Origin of the sequence: Marmoricola sp. URHB0036, from assembly GCF_000426045.1 — a bacterium.
Taxonomy (GTDB): Bacteria; Actinomycetota; Actinomycetes; order Propionibacteriales; family Nocardioidaceae; genus Marmoricola.
In genome coordinates this window covers 1-25,000 of record NZ_AUEP01000014.1, presented here as the reverse complement: position 1 = coordinate 25,000, position 25,000 = coordinate 1, and the positions used below count along the sequence as shown (strand labels likewise).

Sequence of the window (25,000 nt, the reverse complement as noted above, 5' to 3'; positions counted from 1 at the left end):
TCTCCCGAGGAGTGCGGCGAATGTGAGCATGCTGGTGCTGGGACGACATTGGCCCATGCGGAGATTGCAGCCTACATGAGGCCCCGGGCGCCAGATGGCGCCGTTTCGCGAGACGAATACCTCACGGTTTCGGCGTTTCGACCACTCATTCAGGCGGGGTTTGCGAGGGGTTCTTCGCGTTCAGGTCGTGCTCGGCCGAGGTGTCGACGGACTCGGTGGCGACGGTCGCCCCGGTGGCCCCGGTCGCCCCGTTGGCATCGGTGCCATCGGCCCGCTCCTCGACGTACGGCGAGGGCTCGCGGGTGTCGGGTGGCCGGTGTCGACGCCCCGTCACCAGGAAGTACGCCGCCGCGCCGGCGAACAGGATGATCGACATCCACACGCCCCACCGCAGCCCGAGCACGTTGTTGAGCTCGATGGTGTCGATCCGCAGCGACTCGATCCAGCCGCGTCCGGCGGTGTAGATCATGACGTAGAGCGCGAACACCCGGCCGTAGCCGAGCTTGTATTGGCGGTCGAGGTAGAGCAGCAGCGCGATGCCGGCCAGGTTCCAGAGCGCCTCGTAGAGGAACGTCGGGTGGAAGGTAGTCCCCAGCGGGAAGGTCATGCCGTCGGGCCACTTGTCGGGGCTGATCTCCAGGCCCCACGGCAGCTTGGTCGGCCGGCCGTAGAGCTCCTGGTTGAAGTAGTTGCCGAACCGGCCGATGGCCTGGGCGAGCAGCAGCCCGGGAGCGAGGGAGTCCGCGAGCACGCGCAGCCGGATGTTGTGGCGCCTGGTGTAGAGCCAGGCACCGAGCAGCCCGCCGGCGATGGCTCCCCAGATGCCGAGGCCGCCGTGCCAGACCTTCAGCGCGTCGATCGCGTGCTTGCCCTCGCCGAAGTAGAGGTCGTGGTCGGTGGCGACGTGGTAGAGCCGGGCACCGATCAGGCCGGCCGGCACGGCCCAGAGGGCGATGTCACCGATCTGTCCCGGGGTGCCGCCGCGGGCCACCCAGCGCTTCTCCCCCACCCACACGGCGGCGACGACGCCGAGGATGATCGCCAGCGCGTAGGCCCGGATCGGCAACGGTCCGATGTGCCAGACCCCCTGCGAGGGGCTCGGAATCGACAGGGGGATCGTCAGGGCGATCAGGTTCATGCGTCTGCCTTCAGGATCTTCTCGATGTCCGCGGCCATGTCCGACTGCGAGGTGCCGGCCGTCCAGAGGAGGTCGCCCTTGCCACCCTCCACCGAGATCACGTTGGCCGTGTGGTCGACCTCGTAGCCGCCGCTGGGCAGCTTCTGGCCCTTCTTGATGTACACGCCCATCGGCTTGCCGAGCGCGTCGATGCTGTCGATCGAGCCGGTCACGCCGATGAACTCGGGGTTGAACCGGTCGAGGTAGGTCCGCAGCGCCTTCTCGGTGTCACGGGCGGGATCGGTGGTCACGAACACCACCTGGAGATCGGCCTTCTCGGCGTCGCTGAGCCGGGTCAGCGCCGAGGCGATGGTGCTCATCACGACCTGGCAGACGTCGGGGCAGTTGGTGTAGCCGAAGAACACCAGGGAGCGCTTCTGCTGCGTGGCGAGGTCGAAGGGCTTGCCGTCGGTGTCGGTCAGGTCGAGGTGAGGTACGACGTACGGCTGGTCGAGGAGCACACCGTTGTAGCCGTCGTGGTCGGAGGTGGAGACCCCGCTGACCGCGGCACCGCCGCCCGACGAGCCGCAGCCGACGAGCGCGAGGGTGAGCAGCAGGGCCACCAGCAGCTTCCCGACCGTCCGGTCAGCCACGGCGTACCCCGGCCGCGAGGTCCTCCGTGAGCGTCGCCAGCGCTTTGAGACCACTCGCGCGGTCGTCGGCGTCGAGCAGGGGCCGGACGAAGGCGGAGCCGACGATGACCGCGTCGGCGTACGACGCCACCTCGGCCGCCTGGTCGCCGTTGGAGACCCCGAGCCCGACCCCGATCGGCAGGTCGGTGACCGCGCGGGTGCGGGCCACGAGGGGGCCGGCGAGCTCGGAGGTCGACGCCCGGGCGCCGGTGACGCCCATGACCGCGGTCGCGTAGATGAACCCCCGGCACGCCTCGGCGGTGTAGCGGAGTCGCTGGTCGGTCGAGGACGGTGCGACCAGGAAGACCTTGTCGAGGTCGCGGGCGTCGGCGGCGGCGATCCACTCCTCGGCGGAGTCGGGGGTGAGGTCGGGGGTGATCAGGCCCGCTCCCCCGGCGTTCGCCAGATCGGTGGCGAAGCGCTCGACGCCGTACCTCTCGACGGGGTTCCAGTAGGTCATCACCACGGTGGGGGTGCCGGTCGCGGCCACCGCTTCCACCGTGCGCAGCACGTCGGTGGTGCGGACGCCGCCCTCGAGGGCGCGTTGGGCGGCGGCCTGGATCGTGGGCCCGTCCATCACCGGGTCGCTGTAGGGCAGTCCGATCTCGATGACGTCGCAACCGCAGTCGACCATCACCTCGAGCGCCTCGATCGCGCCCGGGACGTCGGGGAAGCCGGCCGGCAGGTAGCCGACCAGGGCGGCACGGCCCTCGGCGCGTGTCGTCGCGAAGGCCTTGCCGGTGGTCACTTGGCGCCCTCGGCGATCTGCTCGTCGCTCGCGGGCTCGGGGGTGCCGTCGGCGTCGGCCTGGCCCAGCCCGAACCAGTCGATGGCCGTGCCCATGTCCTTGTCGCCGCGACCGGAGAGGTTGACCAGCAACGTCTGTCCGTGCCGCTCCTTGGCGAGATCGAGCGCGCCGGCGATGGCGTGCGCCGACTCGATCGCGGGGATGATGCCCTCGGTCCTGGCGAGGAGCGCGAGCGCCTCCATGGCGGCGGAGTCGGTGATGGGGAGGTACGTCGCCCGGCCGGTCTGCGCGAGGTGGGCGTGCTGCGGCCCGACACCGGGATAGTCGAGCCCGGCGGAGATCGAGTGGGACTCCACCGTCTGTCCGTCCTCGTCCTGGAGGACGTAGGTGCGCGCTCCGTGGAGCACCCCGACCTCGCCGGCCCAGATCGTCGCGGCGTGCCGTTCGGTCTCGACGCCGTCGCCCCCGGCCTCGAAGCCGTAGATGGCGACGTCGGGGTCGTCGAGGAAGGCGGTGAACAGGCCGATGGCGTTCGAGCCGCCGCCGACGCAGGCGGCGATGGCGTCCGGCAGGGCTCCGGTGAGCTCGAGGCACTGCGCCCGCGCCTCGTCACCGATGCCGCGGCAGAAGTCGCGGACCATGGCCGGGAACGGGTGCGGTCCGGCGGCGGTGCCGAAGCAGTAGGCGGTGTGGTCGACGCTGGCCACCCAGTCGCGGATCGCCTCGTTGATGGCGTCCTTGAGGGTGCGCGAGCCCGAGGACACGGGGATGACCTCGGCGCCGAGGAGCTGCATGCGCGCGACGTTGAGGGCCTGGCGCTCGGTGTCGACCTCGCCCATGTAGACGGTGCACTCCAGGCCGAGGTACGCCGCAGCAGTGGCTGTCGCGACGCCGTGCTGGCCGGCACCGGTCTCGGCGATCATCCGGGTCTTGCCCATCCGCTTGGTGAGCAGTGCCTGGCCGAGGACGTTGCGGATCTTGTGGGCGCCGGTGTGGTTGAGGTCCTCGCGCTTGAGCAGGATGCGCGCACCGGCGTGCTCGCTGAGCTTGGTCGCGTCGTAGAGAGCACTGGGCACTCCGGCGTACTCGTGGAGCATGCGGTGGAACTCGCCGGTGAAGGCGTCGTCGGCCATCGCCTCCTGCCAGGCCGCGGTGAGCTCGTCGAGAGCTGCCATCAGCGCCTCGGGCATGAAGCGGCCGCCGAAGTCGCCGAAGCGTCCGGCGTCGTCGGGTCCGGGGTCGACCTTGTCCGTAGTCATCGCCCGGCCGCCTTCATCGCGGCCACGGCGGTGCGCGGGTTGCCGTCCTTGACCAAGGCTTCGCCCACGAGCACCACGTCGGCGCCCTGGGCGGCGTAGCGGGCTGCGTCGTCGGGTCCGCCGATGCCGGACTCGGCGACCGTCACCACGTCGTCGGGGAGCAGAGCGGCCAGCCGACCGAAGGTGTCCGGGTCGACGTCGAGGGTCTTGAGGTTGCGGGCGTTCACGCCGATCAGCTCGGCGCCGACCGCGAGCGCGCGACCGACCTCCTCCTCGTCGTGCACCTCGGTCAGCACGGTCAGCCCCAGCTCACGGGCCTGCGCATGCAGGTCCGCGAGCAGCGCGTCGTCGAGGGCGGCCACGATGAGCAGCACCAGGTCGGCGCCGGCGGCCCTGGCCTCGAGCAGCTGGTAGCCGGTCACCATGAAGTCCTTGCGCAGCAGTGGGGTCGACACCGCACCACGGACGGTCCGGAGGTCGTCCAGGCTGCCACCGAAACGGCGCTGCTCGGTCAGCACCGAGATGGCGTCGGCACCGCCGGCGTCGTAGGCCGCCGCCAGGGCGGCCGGGTCGGGGATGTCGGCCAGCGCGCCCTTGCTGGGTGAGCGGCGCTTCACCTCGGCGATGACCGAGAGCCCGGGCGAACCGAAGGCCGGCATCGGGTCGCGCGGGGGCGGGAGCACCTCCGCCGCGGCGGTCAGGTCGGCCTCGGACAGCGCAGCCTGACGGGACGCGAGGTCCTCGCGCACACCGGCGACGATGTCGTCGAGCACGGACATGCGAGGGCCTTCCGGGAGCGTCTGTCATGCGTCTGTTTGGGGCCGCGCTGGACCTGCGCGGGTGTCCCAAGGTTCTCACACGGCCCACAACTGCACGGTGGCCCGGTCAGGGTGCCAGCCAGCTCCCCATGGGCAGGTTGCGCACCACCGCGAACACGACCAGCACGATCGCGAACACCACGATCCAGGCCCCCACCCGCACGCCGAAGCGGTCACGGGGAGCAGGGGCCGGGACACCGGTCCAGGCTCGGCCCGTCCACCGCAGCCACACCACCACGATGACCGGGATCAACGCGACGAAGAGCAGGTTGCTGCTGGCGGCGGCAGCGAGGTCGCCGTGGGTGAGGTCGTTGACCGCGCGGAGGCCTCCACAGCCGGGGCAGTAGAGGCCGGTGAGCGCGTAGAACGGGCAGTAGCCCCAGCTGCCGGAGGAGTGCGGGTCGCGGAAGTGCAGGGCGATGGTGAGGCCACCGACCAGGCCACCGGTGAGCAGGGGGTCGCGGAGGCGTTCCCAGCGGGTCCGCTGCCGCAGCACGGGCGACGCGTCGCTCTCTGCCGCTACGTGGTGCTCGGTGGCGGGACCGTCCATGGCGAACGCCTAGGCGTTGAGGCCCATCTTCGCCATGATCATGCCGACGACGACCGCCAGCGGCGCGAAGAGGCAGCCGATCCAGAACACCAGCCAGCTGCCGACCATCAGGCCGATGCCGGCGATGATGAACGCGGCAAGTGCCAGGCAGACGGCGGTCCAGGCTGCCGGGGTGTTGCCGTGGTGGGCCATGGAGCTCCTCAGGTCGTACGGTCGGGCGTCGGCGACAGTGTAGTGGGAGCGAGACCGGCTCCTGCGAGCTACTGGTCCCGACCGGTGTCGGTCGGGTCACGCCCCTCGTCGAGGGCGGCCCAGAGGTCCTGCTCGCGGGTCGCCTCGGGCTCGGTGACCGGCGTGGGAGTCCCCGGTGCGTCGTACCTGCTGCCCATCTCCGGCCAGCTCGGGACGAGTCGGACGGCGAGGACCGCCGGGACCAGTGCGAGCACCGAGCAGACCGCCGCGGTCCAGAACCAGCCGGTGAAGCCCTGGTCCTGCGAGCGGCCCATCAGCTGCTGGTAGGAGCTCGAACCGCTGTCGGGCAGGGTGACGTAGCCCGCGACCACGGCCGCGACCAGGCCGACGGCTGCCACGACCGCCACGACCGCGAAGACCCGGCGTACGACGCCACGGGTGACGAGCAGCACGCCCCATGCGGCGAGCAGCACCAGGCTCACCGCCGAGGCGAGCGGGAAGCGGGTGCCGGAGTCGAGCGCGGTCAGCGAGGCGTCGCCTCCGCCGCTGGTCGCGCCCATCCACGGCTTGGCACTGGCCACGGCGGCCAGGCCGGCGGTGGCGAGCCCGGCCAGCACGACCGGGCCGAACGTACGACGGGCCGGGTTGGCGTCCTCAGCCATCGTCCTCAGCCACGTCCCCAGCCACGTCCCCAGCCACGTCTCGGGCCCCGTCCCGGGCCGCCAGCAGCACGTCGTCGTCGAAGCAGGTGTGCGCACCGGTGTGGCAGGCGGGGCCGCTCTGGTCGACGGTCAGCAGCACGGTGTCGCCGTCACAGTCGAGCCGCACCTCCACCACGCGCTGGGTGTGACCAGAGGTCTCGCCCTTGACCCAGTACTCCTGGCGCGACCGGCTCCAGTACGTCCCTCGCCCGGTCGCCAGGGTGCGGTGCAGCGCCTCGTCGTCCATCCAGCCGAGCATCAGCACCTCGCCGCTGCCGTGCTGCTGCACGACCGCGGCCACGAGGCCGTCGGCGTTGCGCTTGAGCCGTCCGGCGATGGCGGGATCCAGTCGGGAGTCGGTGGTGCTCACGCCCTCCAGTATCCGGGAGCGCGTGGCAGGACACCGACCGGGCGCCCCGGGCCAGGCGGAGAGACCCGATCAGGCACCCGGTCGGTGTGCAGGGGAGGTCCGGCTCAGAGGTCGGCCGGACGCAGGACGCGGTTCACGCCGTGGGCGATCTGCTTGTTGCCCTGGTTGATGTTGCGTGCCGACGCCTTGACCAGGGCGTTGGCGGCGTCGGGGTCCCGGTCGATCAGCGCGATCCGACCGTGCTTGCGGACGTTGACCCGGATGACCGGCCCCAGCGCGCTCTTCAGGGCCGCCCCGTCGGAGGCCTTGGCCTTGGCGTAGGTGATCGTCGCTCCCGGCACCACGTGGTAGAGCAGCACCTGCTCGATCGTGTTGACCCCGGCCGCCTTGACCAGCCGGTTGAAGGTGGCGCGCTCGCTGTGCGGACGCTTGCCGGTCAGGTCGTGCACCAGCCGGCGGAAGGCCCGGTCGGTGGGCAGGAAGGCCGTCAGCGCCACCGACCCGTCGGCCAGCACGCCGACCGCGCTGTTCGGCTTGGCCTTCAGCACCGCGGTGACCGCTGCGTCGAGGATGTCGAAGTCGCCCCACTTGTGGTCGAAGTGGTGCCCGTCGGCCGCCAGTACCGTCGCGAGGCTGCGCTGGCCGGGAGCGGCGGAGGCAGGAGCCGCCGGCAACGCCGCGACCGAGGCTCCGAGGGCGACGGTCGTGAGGACCGAGGCAAGGACTTTCTTCTTCATGGTGGTTCCTTTCATCGGGGGTGGAGGGGTCGTGCACTCAGGAGCGGGCCTTGCCCGGATCGGCGTACGTCGCACGGAGCACGGAGGTGACCGAGTGGGCGGGATCGCCGTCGTCGGCCTCGAGGCTCACGTCGATGGCGGAGTACGCCGCCACCAGCGACTCCGGGATCTCGAAGGTGGCCACCCGACCGGGCGTCACCTGCCCGAGGGGGAGCATCTTGTTGGTGCGCGGGTCGAAGAGCCAGGCGTAGTAGAAGTCACCACGCGGCGCGTTCGGCAGTGACTTGGTGGCCAGCCGCATGCGCGTGATGGCGTGCGCGGTCCCCATCGAGACGGTGCCGGTCGCCGAGCCCTCCACCGGTTCGAGCGTCGCCGTGCGCTGCGCCGCGGGAGGTGGGGTGGAGTCCTCGCCGCGCGCGACCTGGAGGGCCCCGATCCCGACCCCGGCGCCCACCGCGACGAGGGCCACGGCGGCGACGCCGGCTCGCAGCGCCCGGGCGTGGCGGTGGCGGCCCAGCTCGCGCTGCAGCCCCGGCGGGAGCGTCGCGGGCGCGGCCGCCGGCACGGCGGTGCGGTCGCTGTCACGGTCGCTGTCTTTGTCGGCCAGGGTGCGGCGGGCGGCGCTGAGCAGTCCGTGCCCGAGGGCATCGTCGACCAGCTCGCTGCGGCAGCGCTCGCAGCCACGGGCGTGGTCGGCGGCGGCGATCGCCTCGGCATTGGTCAGCTCGCCGCGCAGGAGCGCGATCAGGTCGGGATGCTCGTCGTTCATCGTCGGCTCCTCGAGGTCTCGGGGCGGGTGGCGCTCATCAGCCCGGCCAGCCGGCGGGTGCCGCGGGAGGCCCGCGCCTTGACGGTCCCCAGGGGTGCCCCGAGGACGGCGGCGACCTCGGCCTGGGCCAGGTCGGCGAAGTAGGTGAGCTCGATGACCCGCCGCTCGTGCTCGGGAAGGCGAGCCACGGCCGCGCGCACGTCGGCCGCGTCGGCGTACCGCTCAGCGGTCTCCCGGCCGTCCTCCCCCACCAGCTGGCGGGCCTGGTCGACGTCGACCACGTCGTGGCGGCGGCTGCGCAGGCTGTCGATGGCCCGGCGCCGCGCGATGGTGAACAGCCAGCCGGTGAAGCGCTGTTCCGGGTCGTAGCGCGAGGCGTAGCGCCACACGTCGAGGAAGGTGCGCTGCACGACGTCGTCGGCCTCGCTGGGCCCGACGAACCGGGTCACGTAGGCCCGGACGGCCGCGCCGTACGCGGCGTACGCCTCCTCCAGCGCGCCCGCCTCCAGGCGGGAGAGCCGCAGGCCGATGGCCTCGCCGGGTTCCATGGCGGTGTTTCGTGCCCGGCACCACGAACGGTTGCCGTTTCACCCACATACTTCGGGTAGGTCGCCGGGTGAGGGCTAGAGGCTCTGCTGGGCCACCCACGAGGAGTGCAGGCGGGCGTAGACGTCGGGCTCGCCCTCGGGGGTACGACGGCCGACGAGCTCGACGTGCGGCCCCCGCTGGACGACGCGCCCGCGGTCGAAGACGATCACCTCGTCGGCGTTCTCGGCGGTCGAGAGCCGGTGCGCGATGGTGACGCTGGTGCGACCGGCCATCAGCCGCTCGAGGGCGCGACCGATGCGCATCTCCAGGGCCGGGTCGACCGCGCTGGTCGCCTCGTCGAGGACGAGCAGGTCAGGGTCGGCCAGATGCGCTCGCAGCAGGGCGACCAGCTGGCGCTCGCCGGCCGAGAGCGACTCGCCGCGCTGCCCGACCCGCGTCTCCAAGCCGTGGGGCAGCCCATCGAGCCAGTCGCCGAGGCCGAGCTCGGCGGCGGCGGCGCGTACGTCGTCTGGGGTGGCGTCGAGGTCGCCGTAGCGCGTGTTGGCGAGCAGCGTGGAGTCGAAGAGGAAGCCCTCCTGCGGCACCAGCACCACCCGCCGGCGCAGCGAGGCGAACTCGACCGAGCGGATGTCGACGCCGTCGAGCAGCACGGTGCCGGTCGTGGGATCCATCAGCCGGGTGAGCAGCTTGGCGAAGGTCGTCTTGCCCGAGCCGGTCTCCCCCACCACGGCGATCCGGCTGCCGGACTCGATGTGCTCGGTGACGTCTCGCAGCACCAGGGGTCCTCCCGGGTAGCCGAAGGACACGTCCTGGAAGGCGACATCCATCGCGCCGCGGGGCAGCGACTTGCCGGACGGGCCGGGGTCGTCGAGGTCGGCCGGCGTCTCGAGGATGCCGATCACCCGGCGCCAGCCCGCAATGGCGTTCTGGGCGTCGGTCAGCACCTGGGTGCCCATCTGCACGGGACCGACGAACAGGGTGACCAGGAACGCGAACCCGATCACCTTGCCGGAAGTGATCTCACCGGCCAGTCCGAGCCAGATGCCGAGGATCAGCACGCCGGCGTTGGCCAGTCCGGCCGAGACCCCGCCGAGGCTGAACGAGAAGGCCGTCAGCCCCTGCGCCCGGGTGGCGGCCACCTGGTTGGTCGAGATGGCCTCGTCGATGCGGTCCTGGGTGCGCTTCTCGATGGCGTAGGTGCGCACGGTCACCGCGCCCACGACGGGCTCGGAGATGGCCGACAGCATCGCGCCCACCGAACGGCGGACCAGGCCGTAGGCCGCCGACAGCCGCCGCTGGAAGTAGCGCAGGGACAGGAACAGGGGCAGGAAGCAGACCCACACCAGGATCGTCAGCTGCCAGGAGTAGAAGAGCATCACCACGGTCGCCAGGAGCACCTGGCCGACGCTGATGATGCCGAAGACGCCACCGAAGACGAGGAACTGCGAGACCTGGTCGACGTCGCTGGTCACGCGCGAGACCAGGGCCCCGCGGTGCTCGGTGTTCTGGGTGAGCAGGGGCAGGTCGTGCACGTGGCGGAAGGCCTTGGTCCGCAGCGTGGCCAGTCCGCGCTCGGAGGCGGTGAACAGGCGTGCGGTCATCAAGTACGACGACACCCCGGTCGCCACGATGGCCAGCGCCGCCAGCACCGCCATCTGGGCCACGAAGGAGACGTCGACGCCGTGGGGTCCGTTGATGCCCTTGTCGAGGGTCTGCTGCACCGAGATGGGTACGACGACCCGGCCGGCGGTCCCGATCAGGGCCAGCACCATCGTCCAGCCGAAGCCGACACCGAGCTCGGGCGAGAAGCGCAGGCCACTGCGGATCGTGTCCATGGCCGAGATCTCGTCGCCACTGGCGACGCTGGTGCCGAGGTCCTGCAGCTCCTCGGGTTCGAGGTCGATGCTCATTCGGAGCCCCCGCGGCGATGCGAGCGCAGCGAGCAGCGTCGTGGGGTGGTTGTCACGGAGCCACCCCCTCGGACTCGTAGGCGTTGACCAGCGTGGCGTAGGCGGGATTGCGCTGGAGGAGCTCCTGGTGGGTGCCCCGGTCGACGATGCGGCCCTGGTCGAGGAAGAGCACCTCGTCGGCCAGCGAGATCGTCGCCTTGCGGTAGGCGATCAGCAGCATGGTGGAGTCACTGCCCCGCTCGCGCATCGCCGCCAGGATCCGCGCCTCCACCTCGGGGTCGACGGCCGAGGTGGCGTCGTCGAGCACGAGCAGGCGCGGTCGGCGGACGATGGCCCGGGCCAGCGACAGACGTTGGCGCTGGCCGCCGGACAGGGTGGTGCCGCGTTCCCCGAGCCGGCTGTCGAGGCCGCGCGGCAGGGCGGCCACGAAGCCGTCGGCCTGGGCCGTCCGGAGGGCCGACCACACCTCGTCGTCAGGGATCTCCGCACCCAGGGTCACGTTGCCGCGCACGGTGTCGTCGAAGAGGAACGCGCTCTGCGGGACCAGCGCGACGTGCTCGGCGAGCTCGCCTCGTGGCAGGTCGCGCAGGTCGTGGCCGTCGATCAGGACCGCGCCGGCCAGCGGGTCGACCAGCCGCGTGACCAACGAGGTGAGCGTGCTCTTGCCCGAGGCGGTCGCGCCCACGACGGCGACCGTGCGGCCCGGCGCGACGGAGAAGTCGAGGCCCTCGAGGAGCACCTGCCCCTCCTCGTAGGTGTAGGTCAGGTCGTCGACCTCCAGCGCGGCGCCACGGGTCGAGGGAGCCAGCCGGGTCTCGCCGTACGTCGTGTCGCTGACCGTGTCGAGGACGCGGTGCACGCGGGTGTAGCCGACCACCGAGCGGGGGAACTCACCCAGCATCCAGCCGATCGACCGGATCGGGAAGGCCACGATGGTCAGCAGGTAGGCGACCGTCACCACGTCACCGGGGTCGGCGCCGCCTGACCTCACCCGGAGTACCCCGACGCCGAGGACCGCCAGCACGCCGAGGTTGGGCAGGCTCTCGAGCAGCGGGTCGAAAGCGGCCCGGATGCGCCCCGCCCGGATGCCCTCGTCGCGCAGGTCGCGCGCCTTGGCGGCAAACCGGTCGGTCTCCTCGCTCTCGCGCCCGAGGGTCTTGACCACCATGGCGCCGTCGAACGACTCGTGGGCGATCTCGCTCAGCTCGGCGCGCAACGCCTGGATGCGGGTGAAGATCGGTGAGGAGAGGCGCTGGAAGACGACGTTGACGACCATCACCAGCGGAAAGACCAGCAGCCCCACGAGGGCCATCGTGATGTCGGTGAACAGCATCTGCGCGATCGCGATCACCATCATCGCGAGGGTGCCGACGGCCATCGGCAGCGGCGCGATTGGCGCCCAGGCGGCCTCGACGTCAGCGTTGGCGTTGGACAGCAGCTCGCCGGTCGGGTGCTTCTGGTGCCAGGCCATGGGGAGGGTGAGGTACTGGCGGGTGACCTCGCGGCGGTAGGCGGCCTGCATGCGGTACTGCATCACCCCGGCCCCGAGTCGCCGCGCCACGATGCCCACGGCCCGCAGCAGGGCGACACCCAGGAACAGGGCCAGGATCGCGACCAGACCACCGGTGGTCGTCGCCCCGGTCTCGAAGGCGGGCAGCACGACGTGGTCGGTGGCCCAGCCGAGCACCCAGGCGTCGGCCACCGTCAGGGCACCGAAGACGACGCTGCCGAGCGTGGAGAGGGTGAAGACCCAGGGCTCGCGGCGGATGGCGACCCCGAGTACGCGAAACCCCGCCGTCAGGGTGGAGTCGGTCGAGGTCTGCGTCACAACGGTGCAACCCTAGGTGGGGGTGCCGACATTCCGCACGTCGATATCGAGGCCACCCCGCAGGACGCCGCCCTAGGATCGCTCCATGGAGCAGATGTCGCGCACCGAGCGCGCAGCGCTGTGCAACTCAGCCCTCGAGGCCGGTCAGGACGCGCCGACTCTGTGTACCGGTTGGACGGTCAAGGACCTCGTCATCCACCTGCTCATCCGCGAGCGCGACCCGATCGGCGCCACGGCCATCGTCGTCCCGCAGCTGGAGAAGCTGGCGAGCCGCTCGGAGCGGCGACTGGGCGAGCAGGACTTCGCGACGCTGGTCGAACGGGTCCGCAACGGGCCGCCGCTGTGGTCGCCGATGGCCATCCCGAAGGTCGACCAGCTGCTCAACTCCCTGGAGTACTTCGTGCACCACGAGGACATCCGCCGCGCCTCCCCCGGCTGGGAGCCGCGGGAGCTGACCGACCGGGAGCGGCGGATCCTGTTCAAGGGCGCGGCCGTGGCGGGCAAGCGGTTCGTCAAGCCGGTCGGCGTACCCGTCCAGATCCGCTGGACCGACGGCGAGCGCGAGCGCGACGCGGTGCTCTCCGCGGGCGACGACCCCGTCGTGGTCACGGGCGAGCCCGCCGAGCTGACCATGTTCCTGTTCGGCCGCCACCAGCACACCGGCCTGAAGTTCGAGGGCCCCCAGGACCGCGTCGAGGCGCTCCAGGCCGGCGACCTCGGGCTCTGACCGGAGTCGACCCGCGACGGGTCAGTTCACCGACACGTGCACGTGGTCGAAGTGGTTGGCCGTCTCCGAGCCGCGGTCGGACATCGAGCGCCAGCCCTCGCTGGACCGCACGGGGGTCCAGATGTGCTGCTGCCAGATGATGTCGTAGAGGTTCAGCTCCGAGGCGTGGGCCTGCAGGAAGGCCGCGATCTGGTCGCCGGTGCTCGAGTCGGAGGTCATGATGTCGATCGCCCTGCCACTCGAGTGCTCGCCGTGAGCGTCGTACCCGCCGTACTGCGTGATCTGCGGGAAGTTGTTGCACACCGCCCGGTAGACACGGACGGCGCCACTGGTCAGGCCGCTCTCCACGCCGGACGTGCCGGGGCAGGGCCGGTCCACCAGGCCGAGCGAGCCGGGCGGGCGCTCCTTGCTCTTGCTCAGGTAGTCGTCGGTCACCCAGCGGGTCAGGCGACCCACGATGACCTCGGCGTACCCGTTCTGGCGCTTGCCGGTGACCGGCACGTGCTTGCCCGTTTCCAGCAGGCCGGCGGTCCGGGCCTTCTCACGGGGCTCGGTGCGCAGGTCGAGGGGGGCCGTGGTCCAGAGCTTGCCGGTGGCCTTGGGCACGCGGTTGTTGATCAGGGCGACCCGGTCCTGGGAGCGGGTGGTGCCCAGGACGCGCTCGTGGGTGTCGGTGGCGGCAGCGGCGCCGATCGAGCTGGCGGCGCGGCTGGGCGCGTCGGGGCGGGCGAAGCCGCTGGTGGCGACTCCGGTGCCGATGGCCAGGGCGGTGACAAGCGGTGCGGCCACGAGGGCCAGACGACGGCGCCGGAACACGGTGTGGAACGACGCGGACCTGGTGGGCGCCAGGGTGTGCTTGCCTCGGGAATGTCCTCGGGGCACGGGGGGATTCCTAACGTTGCGGGCGTGGAACCCAACGACCCAACCATGTCTCGACGGCCAGATCCAACCCAGCCCCCCAGGTCAGCGGCGTGACGCTGCCCACGCCGACCGGCTCCCGTGTGCCCGAGATCACCGTGCTCGGGGCCCGAATCTGTTCGGGAAACACGATGGTTGAACGATAAAGTTACTGGTGCGTTCGGCCGACTTCGCCGCACGCCTCGGGCCAGGCCCGACCTTCCTCACCACCACGACGCAGTCCTGTGCGCCTCCGCGCACAGTCGACTGCGTCGACTACGCGTGCGCCCGCGCACGGAAAGAGCCAGACCGTGAACATCAGCCTCGCGAGCGCCGTCGGCCTCGCCGGAGCCCTCCTCGCCTTCGCCTGCACCCTCCCCCAGGCCGCCAAGCTGATGCGGATGCACGCCGCCACCGGCGTGAGCGTCGCCGCACTCGCCAACTCGACGATCAGCGGGCTGGCGTGGACGGCGTTCGGGGTGCTGGAGCACGACGCCTGGGTTGCCCTGACGGCGATCGTCGCGGTGCCCGCCACGGCTGCCGCGGCCGGGTTGGCCTGGTTCCGGGGCGGGTCGCGCGAGCGTCTGTGGATGCCGTTCGCCTGGGCGGTGACCCTGCTCGTCGCCATCACGGCGTCGGCCTGGACCGGTACCGGCCTCCTGACGCTGCTGCTCGGCTGCTCGATCTCGATGCTGGTGACGCCCGCGGCGGTCACGGCCTGGCGCAGCCCGGATGTCTCCGCGATCGCTGCCTCGGCGTGGCTGATGATGCTCGCCGAGGCACTGCTGACAGGTGTGTACGGCGTCCTCGCGGGCATCGACGCGAACATGCTGTACGCCGCTGTGGCCATCACCGGCTCGGTCGCGATCCTGACCCGGATCGCCCTGCCCAGCCGCGTGCACGCGCGCCTCTTCCCGCTCCCGAACGGCCCCGCCGACCGGCCCGAGCCCAACGCCTGGGAGTCGTTCCAGCTCGCCTCCTGAGACCCGCCCCGGACGTCATACGAACTGGTGCCTGTAGCGCTCGATACGGATGACCTCCCGCGGTACGAACCGGAGCTCAGCCGCCGGTCGTCTCCGAGGCCTCTTCCCGTACGACGGAGCCGGTGCCGTCGGTGTCGTCGAGCCACCCCTCGGGGAGCGCCACGCCCTTGCGCGGACTGCCCTGGCGGCCCCGCGGAGTGCCGAGCTCGGCCACCGGGAAGGCGGCCTCCGGGTCGAGCTGCTCGAGGAGGCCGTCGAGCTCGGCGAGGGTGCTGATCAGGGCCAGGTCGCGTCGCAGGTCGCCCCCGGCGGGGAAGCCCTTGAGGTACCAGGAGACGTGCTTGCGGAACTCCTTGCAGCCGCGCTCCTCCCCCATGTGCACGGTCAGCAGCTCGGCGTGCCGACGCATCATCGCGGCCACCTCGCCGAGCCGCGGCAGGGTCGCGACCTCGCTGCCCTCGAAGGCCGCCGCGAGGTCCCGGAACAGCCACGGGCGACCGAGGCAGCCACGGCCGACCACCACCCCGTCGGCGCCGGTCTGCTCGACCATCCGGAGGGCGTCGGCCGCCTCCCAGATGTCGCCGTTGCCGAGCACCGGGATGTCGACGTGCTCGACCAGGCGGGCGACGGCGTCCCAGTCGGCGGTTCCGGAGTAGCCCTGGATCGCCGTACGTCCGTGCAGGGCAATGGCGGCGACGCCGGACTCCTGCGCGATCCGGCCGGCGTCGAGGTAGGTCAGGTGGTCGTCGTCGATGCCCTTGCGGGTCTTCATGGTCACCGGTACGCCGTACCGCGACCCGGCCGCGACGGCGGCCTCGAGGATCTCGCCGAGCAGGGTGCGCTTCCACGGCAGCGCCGCTCCCCCGCCCTTGCGGGTCACCTTCGGGACCGGGCAACCGAAGTTGAGGTCGACGTGTGCCACGCCGTACTCCGCGCAGAGGATCTCGGTCGCCTTGCCGACGTACGCCGGGTCGGTGCCGTAGAGCTGCACCGAGCGCACCGACTCCTGCTCGTCGAAGACCAGCATCTGACGGGTCGTCGCGTCCCCCTCGACCAGGCCACGGCTGGTGATCATCTCGCAGACGTAGAGACCCGCCCCCTGTTCGCTGCACAGGCGGCGGTAGGCGGCGTTGGTGATGCCGGCCATCGGGGCCAGCACGACCGGCGTCGGGACCTCGAGGTCGCCGAGTCGCAGGGGGCGCCGCAGCGGTGGGGCGGGTGTTGCGGAGGTCAGGGCTGGCTCTTTTTCTTCTTCTTGGCGGGCTTCTTCACCTCGGGCTGGGTGATGGTGCCCTTCCAGGTGATCGGCTCGTACTGCTGCAGTGGGCGGTAGCTCATCTCGACCAGCGTGCGGCCGGGCGGGAGCAGGTAGGCGAGGCACAGGTTCGCGGTCTTGCCGGCGGTGAACCCGGCAGGAAGCGTGGTCGACGGGCACTGGGTGAAGGTGTTGTTGAAGCTCACCGCCTGCACCAGCGCGTTGGTGCTGTCGACGGCGTAGATCGGGGCGATGGCGTGGCTGAGGTCACCGGTGCCGAGGTTCTTCACCTGGACCCGCGCGTAGTACGGCGTGGACTTCTTGCTCGCCGGGTCGAGCTGGTAGGCGGCCAGGTCACCGATGCGGCCCTTGGCGACCGAGTTGACCGTCAACCCGAGCACCGAGCTCCGCTGGGAGTTCTGCTCGTAGGCCACCGTCGCGGTCTCCCCGAACTTCAGGGCGGTGCCTGCCTTGGTCAGCGTGACGCCGCTGGGGACGTCGACGTCGGCCGAGGGAACGGGAGCCGACGGCTTGGCCGCTGCCGGCTTCTTGGCGTTGTCGGCGCCGCACGCCGTCAGGACGAGCGCCGAGGCGACCAGGACGGCCACCAAAGTCGCGCGGGCACGCTGGGGAGGGCCGCTTCTGGTCACCGCCACATTGTGCCCGTCGCCCGCGCGCTTCGTGGGCATTCGCCCTCGCGCCGCCGCGGTACGTCTTCCCCCTGCTGCCGCGGTCAGCACCCGACGAGTCGTTCGGCGAACCACGTGCGGACGCCCTCCAGGGGGATCCGCTCCTGCTTCATGGTGTCGCGCTCGCGCACGGTGACGGCCTGGTCGTCGAGGGTGTCGAAGTCGACCGTCACGCAGTACGGCGTGCCGATCTCGTCCTGGCGACGGTAGCGGCGACCGATCGCGCCGGCGTCGTCGAACTCGACGTTCCACAGCTGGCGCAGCTCGGCGGCCAGTGCCTTGGCCTTCGGGGTGAGGTCCTCGTTGCGGCTCAGGGGCAGCACGGCGACCTTGACCGGGGCCAGCCGCGGGTCGAGGCGCAGCACGGTGCGCTTGTCGACCCCGCCCTTCGTGTTCGGCGCCTCGTCCTCGGTCCAGGCGTCGACCAGGAAGGTCATCAGGCTGCGGCTGAGACCGGCCGCGGGCTCGATGACGTAGGGCAGGTAGCGCTCGCCGGCAGCCTGGTCGAAGTAGGACAGGTCCTGGCCGGAGTGCTCGGAGTGGGTCTTGAGGTCGAAGTCGGTGCGGTTGGCGATGCCCTCGAGCTCGCCCCACTCGGAGCCGGCGAACTTGAAGCGGTACTCGATGTCGACGGTGCGCTTGGAGTAGTGGCTCAGCTTCTCCTTCGGGTGCTCGAAGTGGCGCAGGTTGTCGGGGTTGATGCCGAGGTCGACGTACCAGCGAGTGCGCTCGTCGATCCAGTACTGGTGCCACTCCTCGTCCTCGCCGGGCTTGACGAAGTACTCCATCTCCATCTGCTCGAACTCGCGGGTGCGGAAGATGAAGTTGCCGGGAGTGATCTCGTTGCGGAAGCTCTTGCCGATCTGGGCGATGCCGAAGGGCGGCTTCTTCCGGGCGCTGGTGACCACGTTGGTGAAGTTCAGGAAGATGCCCTGAGCAGTCTCGGGACGCAGGTAGTGCAGGCCGGACTCGTCCTCGAGCACGCCGAGGTAGGTCTTGAGCAGGCCGGAGAACTGGCGCGGCTCGGTCCACGCGCCGCGGGTGCCGCAGTTGGGGCAGGCGATCGCCGCGAGGTCGACGGTGTCCGGGTCCTCGATGCCCTTCTTCTCCGCGAACTCCTCCTGGAGGTGGTCGGCCCGGAACCGCTTGTGGCACGACTGGCACTCGGTCAGCGGGTCGGTGAAGGTCGAGACGTGGCCCGAGGCCTCCCAGGTCTGGCGGGGCAGGATCACGCTGGAGTCGAGGCCGACCATGTCGTCACGCGACTGCACCATCGAGCGCCACCACTGGCGCTTGATGTTGTCCTTGAGCTCGACGCCGAGCGGGCCGTAGTCCCAGGCCGACCTGGTGCCGCCGTAGATCTCACCGCACGGGTAGACGAACCCCCGGCGCTTGGCGAGGGAGACGACGTTGTCGACGGCGGAGGGGGGCGGCTTGGCCACGGTGGTGCTCCTTGCAGAAGGCGTGCCCGGCCGCTGGCTGCGGTGGGCGAAGGACCCACCCTACCGAGGGCGGACGAACGACTTCAGCCCAGTTCCCGCGGGGAGGCGACGTTGAGCTCCCCGTCGAGGGGTTCGTACGCCGAGGGCTCGTCGATCGCCCTGCTCAGCAGCGGGACGGCACCCACCTTGACGTCGTACGACGAGAGGGCCCGGCGGTAGCTGCCGACGTCCTTCCAGCGGGTCACCATCACCCAGAGCGTCGGGTCGTCGACGTTGCGCCCGAGCCGCCCGTCGGCGTACCCCCGCTGCTCCGCGAGGAGCGCATGCGCCGCCTCCAGGTCCGCCCGGAAGGCAGCGTCGTCCTCGGGCACGCGGAACCTGTTCACGACCAGCACCCGCCGACCCTAGCCGACTGACTTGACAATGATTCTCATTCCAACTGAGAATCATTCTCATGTGGCGACGCCTCCCGCTTGCTCTCGCCCTGCTGCTCCCGGCAGGACTGCTCTCCGCCTGCTCGGTGGGAGACAGCGGCAAGGCCGAGGTGGTGGCGTCCTTCTACCCGCTCCAGTACGTCGCCCAACGGGTCGTCGGCGACCACGCCGAGGTCGTCAACCTGACTGCCCCCGGTGTCGAGCCGCACGACGTCGAGCTCTCTCCTCGGCAGGTGGCCACGATCTCCGGCGCCAAGATCGTCTTCTACGAGAAGGGCTTGTCCCCCGCAGTCGACGACGCCGTGAAGAACAACGGCCCCCACCGTCGGGTGAATGCTGCCGACGCCGTGCAGCTGCGTCACGGGAGCACGTCCGAGGACGGCGACATCGACCCGCACTTCTGGCTCGACCCGACCCTGATGGCCAAGGTCGCCCAGCGGTTCACCGACGAGATGAGCAAGGCCGATCCCGAGCACGCCGCGGACTTCGCGGCAGGCAACGACCGGCTGCAGAACGACCTGCAGAAGCTCGACCGTGAGTACCGTGCGGGACTCGCCCACTGCACCACCCGGACAGTGGTGGTCAGCCACGACGCGTTCGAGTACCTCGGCGCTCGCTACGGGCTCGACGTGCATCCGATCACCGGGCTCTCCCCCGACGCCGAGCCCTCGGCCAGGCACCTCTCCGAGCTCGCCGACCTCAGCCGCAAGGACAAGATCACCACCGTGTTCAGCGAGCGGCTGGCAAGTCCCCGGCTCGCCGACACCCTGGCCGACGACCTCGGCATCCACACCGCGGTGCTCGACCCGATCGAGGGGCTCACGTCGTCGGACCCCGACGACGACTACCTGAGCCTGATGCGCGACAACCTCGCCGCCCTCCGCGACGCAGGTGGGTGCTCGTGAGCCGCGTCGTGGAGATCACCCGGGCCGGCGTCACGCTCGGCGGCCGGCCGATCGTGCGCGACGTCGACGTCACGGTGGACAGCGGCGAGGTGGTGGCGCTGCTGGGCGCCAACGGTTCCGGCAAGTCGACCCTGGTCAAGGCGATGGTGGGGCTCTATCCCCTGAGCACCGGCCGCATCCGGCTCTTCGGCGAGGAGCTCTCGAGGTTCCAGGAGTGGCACCGGCTCGGCTACGTGCCACAGCGCTCGGCCATCGCCACCGGAGTGCCGTCGACGGTGGCCGAGATCGTCGGGGCCGGTCGGCTCTCCCGCCGCAAGCCGTTCGTCCCGATGCGTCGCGAGGACCGGATCGCGATCCGCGAGGCGCTCGAGGCCGTCGACCTCGCGGACCGGTCGCACCACCAGGTCTCGACGCTCTCGGGAGGCCAGCAGCAACGCGTGCTGATGGCGCGCACGCTCGCCGGCCGTCCGGAGCTGCTGGTCCTCGACGAGCCCAACGCCGGGGTCGACCTGGAGTCCCAGCAAGCGATCGCGAACACCCTGGGCACCCTCACGGCAGCCGGAGCCACGATCGTCGTCGTACTCCATGAGCTCGGGCCGTTCGCCGACCTGATCCAGCGCACCCTGATGCTGCGCGAGGGCCGACTGGTGTACGACGGGCCGCCGATCGATCCCGCCCACCCCGACCACGCCGGCCACCACCATCACCACCGACCCACAACGCCACCCCTGCTCCGGCCCGGCGTACGAGCGCCGTTCGACGGGGGGCAGAGCTGATGGACATCCTCCTCACCCCGTTCATGATCCGGGCCCTGATCGCCGCCGCGGTCACGGGACTCTCCGCGCCGGCGGTCGGCACCTTCCTCGTGCAGCGGCGGTTGTCGTTGATGGGCGACGGCATCGGGCACGTCTGCGTCACCGGGGTCGCGCTCGGCCTGCTCACCGGCACCTCCCCCACCTTCATGGCCGTCGTCGTCGCGATCATCGGCGCGCTGCTGATCGAGCTGATCAGGTCGACGGGTCGGGCGACCGGGGACGTCGCGCTGGCGCTGCTTTTCTACGGCGGCATCGCGGGCGGGCTGCTGCTCGTCTCCCTGGCCGGCAACGGCGTCCTCGCCCTGCAGGGCTACCTGTTCGGGTCGATCGTCACCATCTCGACGTCGGCCATGGTGGCCAGCGTCGGGCTGGCGGCCGTCGTGCTCGTCGCGACGTTCACCCTGCTGCCGCAGCTGTTCTCGGTCGCCAACGACGAGGACTACGCGCGCACCACCGGGCTCTCGGCGCGTTTCTACAACGTGTTGATCTCGGTGCTCGCCGCCGTCACCGTCAGCGTCGCGATGCGGACCGTCGGCCTGCTGCTGGTGAGCGCGCTGATGATCATCCCGGTCGCGACGGCACAGCAGTTCTCGCGCGGGTTCAAGGTCACCATGCTCGGCGCCATGGCCGCGGGCACGCTGGCGTCCCTGACCGGCGTGACGCTCTCGGCCTTCGCCGACGTCCCTCCCGGCGCCACGATCGTGCTGGTCGCGCTGGCCGGCTTCGCCCTCACCTTCCCGCTGGGCCTGGTCGTCCAGCGGCGGCGCCGGGCACAGATGCCGTTCCCGGTGCAGGACGGCTTCGAGACCCACGAGCACGACACCGTCGACGAGCCGCACCGCCACGAGCACGGTCCCGGGTGCGGACACCCGGCGGTCGAGCACGGAGACCACATCGACTACATCCACGGCGGGCACCGGCACGCCGCCCACGGAGGTCACTATGACGAGCACTGATCCGAGCACGGGCACCCGACCCACGCGGCAACGGCGTGCGATCGCCGGCGTGATGGAGGCCTTCGACGACTTCCGCAGCGCCCAGGAGATCCACGGGCTGCTCTCCCAACGAGGTGAGCAGGTCGGGTTGTCGACCGTCTACCGGGCGCTGCAGTCGATGGCCGACGCCGGCGAGATCGACTCGTTGCGCACCGAGTCGGGCGAGAGCATCTACCGCCGCTGCAGCGGCAGCCACCACCACCACCTCGTCTGCCGCTCCTGCGGGGCCACGGTCGAGGTCGAGGGGCCGACGGTCGAGAAGTGGACGCGGTCGGTCGCGGCGGCGTACGGCTACTCCGACGTCAGCCACACCCTGGAGATCTTCGGGACCTGCGGCTCCTGCTGACGGCGACGTACGCTGGCGGCATGCCCGAGGAGCGCGAGGTCGAGGAGCAGGCGGTCGACAAGTACCGCCATCTCCCCCCGCGCCCGCGTCCCGAGGAGCTGCGCACCTCCCAGGACGTCGTGCAGCACGGCGAACCGGTCGGCGAGGCCGATCGCGAGCGCGACTGGCTGCTGCGGACCACCGGCATCTTCATCTAGGCCCCGCGGCCGCGGTCTCGTAGCCTGCCTGCGTGGCCACCTTCATCCTCACCGCGATTGGCGACGACCGGCCCGGGCTGGTGTCGGCACTCTCGGCCCCCATCAGCGAGCACGGCGCGAGCTGGGAGCGCAGCCAGATGTCGCACCTGGCAGGCAAGTTCGCCGGCATCGTGCTGGTCTCGGTCGCCGACTCGCGGCTGGACGCGCTGGTCGCCGACCTCACGGCGCTGGAGTCCGAGGGACTCCAGGTCGCCATCGAGCGCACTGGAGAGGCCGACGAGGCTCCGTCGCAGCGGTTGAGCCTCGAGCTCCTCGGGGCCGACCACCCCGGGATCGTGGCCGAGATCTCCGCGTCCCTCGCGGAGCGTCACGTCAGCATCGAGGAGCTCAGCACCGACGTACGTGACGCGCCGATGGCAGGCGGCACGCTCTTCGAGGCCCATGCCGTGCTCAATGCCCCGCCGACGGCGAACACCGACGACCTGCGCACCATGCTCGAGGGGCTGGCCGACGAGCTGATGGTCGAGATCAGGCTGTCGGACGACTGAGCTCGTTGCTCCGGGCGCGGGGTACGTCGGGCCGGAGCAGGTCGAGGGGCAACCGCACCTGGAACCGGCTGCCGCGACCGACCTCGCTCTCCACCTCGATCCGGCCGCCGTGGCTCTCCACGATCGACTTGATGATGCTCAGTCCGAGGCCCACGCCCTGGATCGACTGGTCCTGGGCGTGCCGGGCCCGGTAGAAGCGGGTGAACAGGTGGTCGCGATCCATCGAGTCGATGCCGATCCCGGTGTCGGTCACCTCGATCTGCACGCGGTCCTCGACCGCGAGGCTGACGTGGACCGAGCCGCTGGGGGTGTACTTGACCGCGTTGGAGATCAGGTTGTCGACCACCTGCGCGATCCGCTGGCCGTCCACCACCGCCCAGAGCTCGCCGGGTGTCTCGCAGGTGAGCTCGAGACCGGCGGCTTCGGCGGCTGACCTCGCCGTGTCGACCGAGTCCCGGACGACGGCCGCGAGGTCCGCGGGCTCGCGGATCATGTGCAGGGAGCCTGCATCGGTCTGCACGGTGTGCAGCAGGTCGGCGACGAGGCGTTGCAGCCGCTCACCGTTGCGGGCGGCCACCCGCAGGAAGGCACGTGAGTCCTCGCCGACGTCGTTCCCGTCGAGGACGAGGTCGACGTAGCCGCGGATCGAGGTCAGCGGCGTACGCAGCTCGTGGGAGACCGAGGCGACGAACTCGTCCTTGACCCGCAGCGCGCGCACGAACTCGGTGACGTCCTTGTAGGCCAGGGTGGCGCCGACCAGGCCGCCCGACTCGTCGCGGACGGTCCGGGCGGAGACCGACAGCGCCCGTCGGCCCTTGGGGTCCTCCCCGACCCAGATCAGGCAGTCGTCGAACTCCTCGCCTCGGATCGCGCGTTGCTCGGGCATCTCCTCGCGGGCGAGCACGGTGACGCCGTCCACGTCGTAGGCGAAGAAGTCCTCGGCGCTGCGCCCGCGCGGGAAGGCCTGTCGCATGAACGCCTCGAGCTGGTCGTTCATGGTGCGGATCGCACCTGTGTGGTCGAGCAGCACCAGACCCACGTCGACCGTGTCGAGGATCGCGTCGGCGAACCGGCGCTGCTCGGCGATCGTGCGGGCAGCCGCGTGCAGAGCGACCCGCTGCCGGCCGAGCTCGTCGCGATCCACGTTGAGACGGTCGATCCCCTCCACGAACGCCAGTCCGAGCGCGGTGACCGCCAACGGCACCAGGACCGACCAGGCCAGCGTGCCGCCGTCGGTGCCCAGGTAGGCGGTGCTCGGCAGCCCGAAGAGCAGCAGCGCCGCCAGACCGGCACCGATGGCTCCGACGCGGTAGTAGGTGCCCGCCATCCAGAGCACCGGCAGCACCAGCAGCGGAGCGACTGCCCAACCCGCCGGGTCCAGTGCGCACAGCCCGAGGGCGCCGATGTCGAGCACCGGCACCAGGACGGCCACCGGACGAGGCACCCGTGGCCAGGGCAGCACCATCACGACCGCGGTGACCGCCAGGCACAGCAACGACGCGGCGCCGAGCAGCGAGGCCGGCTCGAGCGTCGCACCTCCCACGGCCAGCAGGCCCATGGCGAAGGCGAAGGAGACCGCGAAGCTGAGCTGCAGCCAGCGCGGGTCGAGGACGTCGTGCACGGTGAACCGGTGATCCACGTACGCCGGTGGGCGTGATCGGCTCACCGTGCCTCCTCTGGCCCGTCCGACCCCCGTTCCCGCCCGGCAAGTCTGGCATGTGCCGCGCGTGTGTCGAGGTCGAACGCTCGCGGATGCCGGGACGAGTCACCGCAAAACGGCGGATACCGATCTCCGCTCGGATGCCGTTCGACATGGCCTGGAACTCGCGTCGTACGCCGTCGTGGCCGGAGCTCGTGCTCGAGCTGCTCAAGGCGTAGCGCCACCAAGGTGGTTGAGCAGCGAGCGCCAGCGAGCGTCTCGAAACCACGGACACCTCGCCTTGCGATCGAACATGTGTTCGAGTATGCTGGACATTGGCAGCCCCGCCGGACGCACACTCCCAGGTGTGCCTGACAGCGAGCGTGGGCGCATGAGTTCCGATCCGACTTGTGGTTCGAGTTCTGAGCCGATCCGCACCGGGCATCCGGTGCTGCGGTTCGCCCGCCAGCTCACCGGGCGACTCGACGAGGTCGCGGCTTCTCCGGTGTGGTCGATGACCCCGGCCGAGCAACGTGACTCCCTGCGTGAGCTCGCGCGAGCCGAAGCACAGCTCGCTGCGTTGCGGTTGCGGGTGCTGGCCGAGGCCGACCGCTCCGGTGCCGGAAGTGAGCGTGGTGCGCCCTCGGCGGCGGACTGGGTGGCCATCGAGACCCGTCAGACCAGGATCAGCGCGCGATCGGACCTGAAGCTGGCTGGGGGGGTGGAGGGCTACCCGGTGCTCTCGGCGGGCATGGATGCCGGGATCGTGAACCTCGCTCAGGCACGCGCCATCACCACCGCCCTGGACCGGCTGCCGAGCTCGGGTGAGTTCGCGGTCTCGGGCGAGCAACGCGCACAGGCCGAGGCCCACCTGGTGTCGTTGGCGGC

At 71.0% G+C, this 25,000-nt stretch carries 30 protein-coding genes; 10 read left to right on the top strand and 20 right to left on the bottom strand.

Translation table 11 applies throughout. The features are described from left to right. Positions 1–145 precede the first annotated feature (145 nt). The 14 genes from lgt to H976_RS26815 all read right to left on the bottom strand — a co-directional run bounded on the left by lgt (position 146) and on the right by H976_RS26815 (position 12,240). Positions 146–1,138, bottom strand: coding sequence for a prolipoprotein diacylglyceryl transferase (lgt, locus tag H976_RS26840; protein ID WP_081682968.1), 993 nt, complete (start codon positions 1,136–1,138; stop codon positions 146–148). After that, positions 1,135–1,770, bottom strand: coding sequence for an SCO family protein (locus tag H976_RS0116310; protein ID WP_051276931.1), 636 nt, complete (start codon positions 1,768–1,770; stop codon positions 1,135–1,137). The genes lgt and H976_RS0116310 overlap by 4 nt, the downstream gene beginning before the upstream one ends. Then, positions 1,763–2,557, bottom strand: a complete 795-nt coding sequence (trpA, locus tag H976_RS0116305) for a tryptophan synthase subunit alpha (protein WP_027862408.1) — start codon at positions 2,555–2,557, stop codon at positions 1,763–1,765. Before trpA ends, H976_RS0116310 begins: the two co-directional genes overlap by 8 nt. Next, on the bottom strand, positions 2,554–3,816 hold the full coding sequence (gene trpB / locus H976_RS26835; RefSeq protein WP_036226935.1) for a tryptophan synthase subunit beta: 1,263 nt from the start codon (positions 3,814–3,816) through the stop codon (positions 2,554–2,556). Before trpB ends, trpA begins: the two co-directional genes overlap by 4 nt. Next, positions 3,813–4,595: an indole-3-glycerol phosphate synthase TrpC gene (gene trpC / locus H976_RS0116295; RefSeq protein ID WP_027862407.1), complete on the bottom strand. Its 783-nt coding sequence runs from the start codon at positions 4,593–4,595 to the stop codon at positions 3,813–3,815. The genes trpB and trpC overlap by 4 nt, the downstream gene beginning before the upstream one ends. 106 nt (positions 4,596–4,701) lie before the next feature. Further along, a complete protein-coding gene (locus H976_RS0116290; RefSeq protein WP_081682967.1) occupies positions 4,702–5,184 on the bottom strand; it encodes a DUF2752 domain-containing protein in 483 nt (160 codons plus the stop codon). 9 nt (positions 5,185–5,193) lie between these two features. Then, complete coding sequence (locus tag H976_RS0116285) at positions 5,194–5,376, bottom strand: HGxxPAAW family protein (protein ID WP_036226932.1); 183 nt, start codon at positions 5,374–5,376, stop codon at positions 5,194–5,196. Positions 5,377–5,444: 68 nt separating this feature from the next. After that, a complete protein-coding gene (locus H976_RS28975) occupies positions 5,445–6,038 on the bottom strand; it encodes a Trp biosynthesis-associated membrane protein (RefSeq protein WP_027862404.1) in 594 nt (197 codons plus the stop codon). After that, on the bottom strand, positions 6,031–6,456 hold the full coding sequence (hisI, locus tag H976_RS26825) for a phosphoribosyl-AMP cyclohydrolase (RefSeq protein WP_231388971.1): 426 nt from the start codon (positions 6,454–6,456) through the stop codon (positions 6,031–6,033). The genes H976_RS28975 and hisI overlap by 8 nt, the downstream gene beginning before the upstream one ends. Before the next feature lie 95 nt (positions 6,457–6,551). After that, complete coding sequence (locus H976_RS0116270) at positions 6,552–7,184, bottom strand: fasciclin domain-containing protein (protein ID WP_027862403.1); 633 nt, start codon at positions 7,182–7,184, stop codon at positions 6,552–6,554. A 37-nt stretch (positions 7,185–7,221) separates the two neighbouring features. Next, positions 7,222–7,953: an anti-sigma factor gene (locus H976_RS0116265; protein ID WP_027862402.1), complete on the bottom strand. Its 732-nt coding sequence runs from the start codon at positions 7,951–7,953 to the stop codon at positions 7,222–7,224. Then, on the bottom strand, positions 7,950–8,501 hold the full coding sequence (locus tag H976_RS26820) for an RNA polymerase sigma factor (RefSeq protein WP_051276928.1): 552 nt from the start codon (positions 8,499–8,501) through the stop codon (positions 7,950–7,952). The genes H976_RS0116265 and H976_RS26820 overlap by 4 nt, the downstream gene beginning before the upstream one ends. Before the next feature lie 75 nt (positions 8,502–8,576). After that, on the bottom strand, positions 8,577–10,412 hold the full coding sequence (locus H976_RS0116255; RefSeq protein ID WP_036226931.1) for an ABC transporter ATP-binding protein: 1,836 nt from the start codon (positions 10,410–10,412) through the stop codon (positions 8,577–8,579). Between the two features lie 52 nt (positions 10,413–10,464). Continuing rightward, on the bottom strand, positions 10,465–12,240 hold the full coding sequence (locus tag H976_RS26815; RefSeq protein ID WP_036226930.1) for an ABC transporter ATP-binding protein: 1,776 nt from the start codon (positions 12,238–12,240) through the stop codon (positions 10,465–10,467). 85 nt (positions 12,241–12,325) lie between these two features. On the opposite strand from H976_RS26815, the gene H976_RS0116245 reads away from it, so the two are divergent. Continuing rightward, positions 12,326–12,967 carry a TIGR03085 family metal-binding protein gene (locus tag H976_RS0116245; RefSeq protein ID WP_027862400.1) on the top strand — a complete coding sequence of 214 codons (642 nt, stop codon included), beginning with the start codon at positions 12,326–12,328 and terminating at the stop codon, positions 12,965–12,967. A gap of 21 nt (positions 12,968–12,988) precedes the next feature. Here the strand turns inward: H976_RS0116245 and H976_RS29630 are convergent, their stop codons facing one another. Beyond that, entirely contained in the window at positions 12,989–13,849 is an 861-nt protein-coding gene (locus tag H976_RS29630) for a mucin-2 protein (RefSeq protein WP_155918357.1), read from the bottom strand. Positions 13,850–14,175: 326 nt separating this feature from the next. On the opposite strand from H976_RS29630, the gene H976_RS0116235 reads away from it, so the two are divergent. Then, positions 14,176–14,847 carry a hypothetical protein gene (locus tag H976_RS0116235; protein ID WP_027862398.1) on the top strand — a complete coding sequence of 224 codons (672 nt, stop codon included), beginning with the start codon at positions 14,176–14,178 and terminating at the stop codon, positions 14,845–14,847. Between the two features lie 76 nt (positions 14,848–14,923). On the opposite strand, the gene dusB is transcribed toward H976_RS0116235, so the two are convergent. The 4 genes from dusB to H976_RS0116215 form a co-directional block, all read right to left on the bottom strand. After that, positions 14,924–16,081 (bottom strand): tRNA dihydrouridine synthase DusB, encoded by a 1,158-nt coding sequence (dusB, locus tag H976_RS26810; protein ID WP_051276952.1) that lies wholly within the window; start codon positions 16,079–16,081, stop codon positions 14,924–14,926. Further along, on the bottom strand, positions 16,078–16,752 hold the full coding sequence (locus tag H976_RS0116225; RefSeq protein ID WP_155918354.1) for a hypothetical protein: 675 nt from the start codon (positions 16,750–16,752) through the stop codon (positions 16,078–16,080). Before H976_RS0116225 ends, dusB begins: the two co-directional genes overlap by 4 nt. A gap of 83 nt (positions 16,753–16,835) precedes the next feature. Beyond that, a complete protein-coding gene (locus tag H976_RS0116220) occupies positions 16,836–18,233 on the bottom strand; it encodes a glycine--tRNA ligase (protein ID WP_027862396.1) in 1,398 nt (465 codons plus the stop codon). A gap of 83 nt (positions 18,234–18,316) precedes the next feature. Continuing rightward, entirely contained in the window at positions 18,317–18,628 is a 312-nt protein-coding gene (locus tag H976_RS0116215) for an antibiotic biosynthesis monooxygenase (protein WP_027862395.1), read from the bottom strand. 59 nt (positions 18,629–18,687) lie between these two features. Between H976_RS0116215 and H976_RS0116210 the strand changes: the two genes are divergently transcribed. From H976_RS0116210 to H976_RS0116185, 6 genes are read left to right on the top strand one after another with little or no spacing between them, the layout of a single operon-like run. After that, positions 18,688–19,572 (top strand): metal ABC transporter substrate-binding protein, encoded by an 885-nt coding sequence (locus H976_RS0116210; protein ID WP_027862394.1) that lies wholly within the window; start codon positions 18,688–18,690, stop codon positions 19,570–19,572. Further along, positions 19,569–20,348 (top strand): metal ABC transporter ATP-binding protein, encoded by a 780-nt coding sequence (locus tag H976_RS26805; protein WP_196804118.1) that lies wholly within the window; start codon positions 19,569–19,571, stop codon positions 20,346–20,348. The genes H976_RS0116210 and H976_RS26805 overlap by 4 nt, the downstream gene beginning before the upstream one ends. Then, positions 20,348–21,343, top strand: a complete 996-nt coding sequence (locus H976_RS0116200; RefSeq protein WP_027862393.1) for a metal ABC transporter permease — start codon at positions 20,348–20,350, stop codon at positions 21,341–21,343. Before H976_RS26805 ends, H976_RS0116200 begins: the two co-directional genes overlap by 1 nt. Next, positions 21,330–21,728, top strand: a complete 399-nt coding sequence (locus H976_RS0116195; protein WP_027862392.1) for a Fur family transcriptional regulator — start codon at positions 21,330–21,332, stop codon at positions 21,726–21,728. Before H976_RS0116200 ends, H976_RS0116195 begins: the two co-directional genes overlap by 14 nt. Before the next feature lie 20 nt (positions 21,729–21,748). Further along, entirely contained in the window at positions 21,749–21,925 is a 177-nt protein-coding gene (locus tag H976_RS30075; protein ID WP_155918351.1) for a hypothetical protein, read from the top strand. Between the two features lie 32 nt (positions 21,926–21,957). Beyond that, positions 21,958–22,473 (top strand): glycine cleavage system protein R, encoded by a 516-nt coding sequence (locus tag H976_RS0116185; protein WP_027862391.1) that lies wholly within the window; start codon positions 21,958–21,960, stop codon positions 22,471–22,473. Here the strand turns inward: H976_RS0116185 and H976_RS26800 are convergent. Beyond that, positions 22,454–24,139, bottom strand: coding sequence for a cell wall metabolism sensor histidine kinase WalK (locus H976_RS26800; RefSeq protein WP_155918347.1), 1,686 nt, complete (start codon positions 24,137–24,139; stop codon positions 22,454–22,456). The two genes, H976_RS0116185 and H976_RS26800, sit on opposite strands and share 20 nt — an antisense overlap. Before the next feature lie 86 nt (positions 24,140–24,225). Here H976_RS26800 and H976_RS30945 point away from each other — a divergent pair, with 86 nt between their 5' ends. Continuing rightward, positions 24,226–24,351 carry a hypothetical protein gene (locus H976_RS30945; RefSeq protein WP_255337323.1) on the top strand — a complete coding sequence of 42 codons (126 nt, stop codon included), beginning with the start codon at positions 24,226–24,228 and terminating at the stop codon, positions 24,349–24,351. Between the two features lie 152 nt (positions 24,352–24,503). Then, a partial coding sequence (locus H976_RS26795; RefSeq protein ID WP_196804117.1) for a DUF222 domain-containing protein occupies positions 24,504–25,000 on the top strand: 497 nt, incomplete at its 3' end.

Coding starts and splice junctions, on each gene's coding strand:
- H976_RS0116290 (WP_081682967.1), bottom strand. CDS start 5,184: ATGGACGGTCCCGCCACCGAGCACCACGTAGCGGCAGAGAGCGACGCG.
- H976_RS0116195 (WP_027862392.1), top strand. CDS start 21,330: ATGACGAGCACTGATCCGAGCACGGGCACCCGACCCACGCGGCAACGG.
- trpC (WP_027862407.1), bottom strand. CDS start 4,595: ATGTCCGTGCTCGACGACATCGTCGCCGGTGTGCGCGAGGACCTCGCG.
- H976_RS0116285 (WP_036226932.1), bottom strand. CDS start 5,376: ATGGCCCACCACGGCAACACCCCGGCAGCCTGGACCGCCGTCTGCCTG.
- trpB (WP_036226935.1), bottom strand. CDS start 3,816: ATGACTACGGACAAGGTCGACCCCGGACCCGACGACGCCGGACGCTTC.
- H976_RS28975 (WP_027862404.1), bottom strand. CDS start 6,038: ATGGCTGAGGACGCCAACCCGGCCCGTCGTACGTTCGGCCCGGTCGTG.
- H976_RS26820 (WP_051276928.1), bottom strand. CDS start 8,501: ATGGAACCCGGCGAGGCCATCGGCCTGCGGCTCTCCCGCCTGGAGGCG.
- H976_RS0116245 (WP_027862400.1), top strand. CDS start 12,326: ATGGAGCAGATGTCGCGCACCGAGCGCGCAGCGCTGTGCAACTCAGCC.
- H976_RS30945 (WP_255337323.1), top strand. CDS start 24,226: ATGCCGGGACGAGTCACCGCAAAACGGCGGATACCGATCTCCGCTCGG.
- H976_RS0116270 (WP_027862403.1), bottom strand. CDS start 7,184: ATGAAGAAGAAAGTCCTTGCCTCGGTCCTCACGACCGTCGCCCTCGGA.
- H976_RS0116200 (WP_027862393.1), top strand. CDS start 20,348: ATGGACATCCTCCTCACCCCGTTCATGATCCGGGCCCTGATCGCCGCC.
- H976_RS0116265 (WP_027862402.1), bottom strand. CDS start 7,953: ATGAACGACGAGCATCCCGACCTGATCGCGCTCCTGCGCGGCGAGCTG.
- lgt (WP_081682968.1), bottom strand. CDS start 1,138: ATGAACCTGATCGCCCTGACGATCCCCCTGTCGATTCCGAGCCCCTCG.
- H976_RS30075 (WP_155918351.1), top strand. CDS start 21,749: ATGCCCGAGGAGCGCGAGGTCGAGGAGCAGGCGGTCGACAAGTACCGC.
- H976_RS0116255 (WP_036226931.1), bottom strand. CDS start 10,412: ATGAGCATCGACCTCGAACCCGAGGAGCTGCAGGACCTCGGCACCAGC.
- H976_RS0116210 (WP_027862394.1), top strand. CDS start 18,688: ATGTGGCGACGCCTCCCGCTTGCTCTCGCCCTGCTGCTCCCGGCAGGA.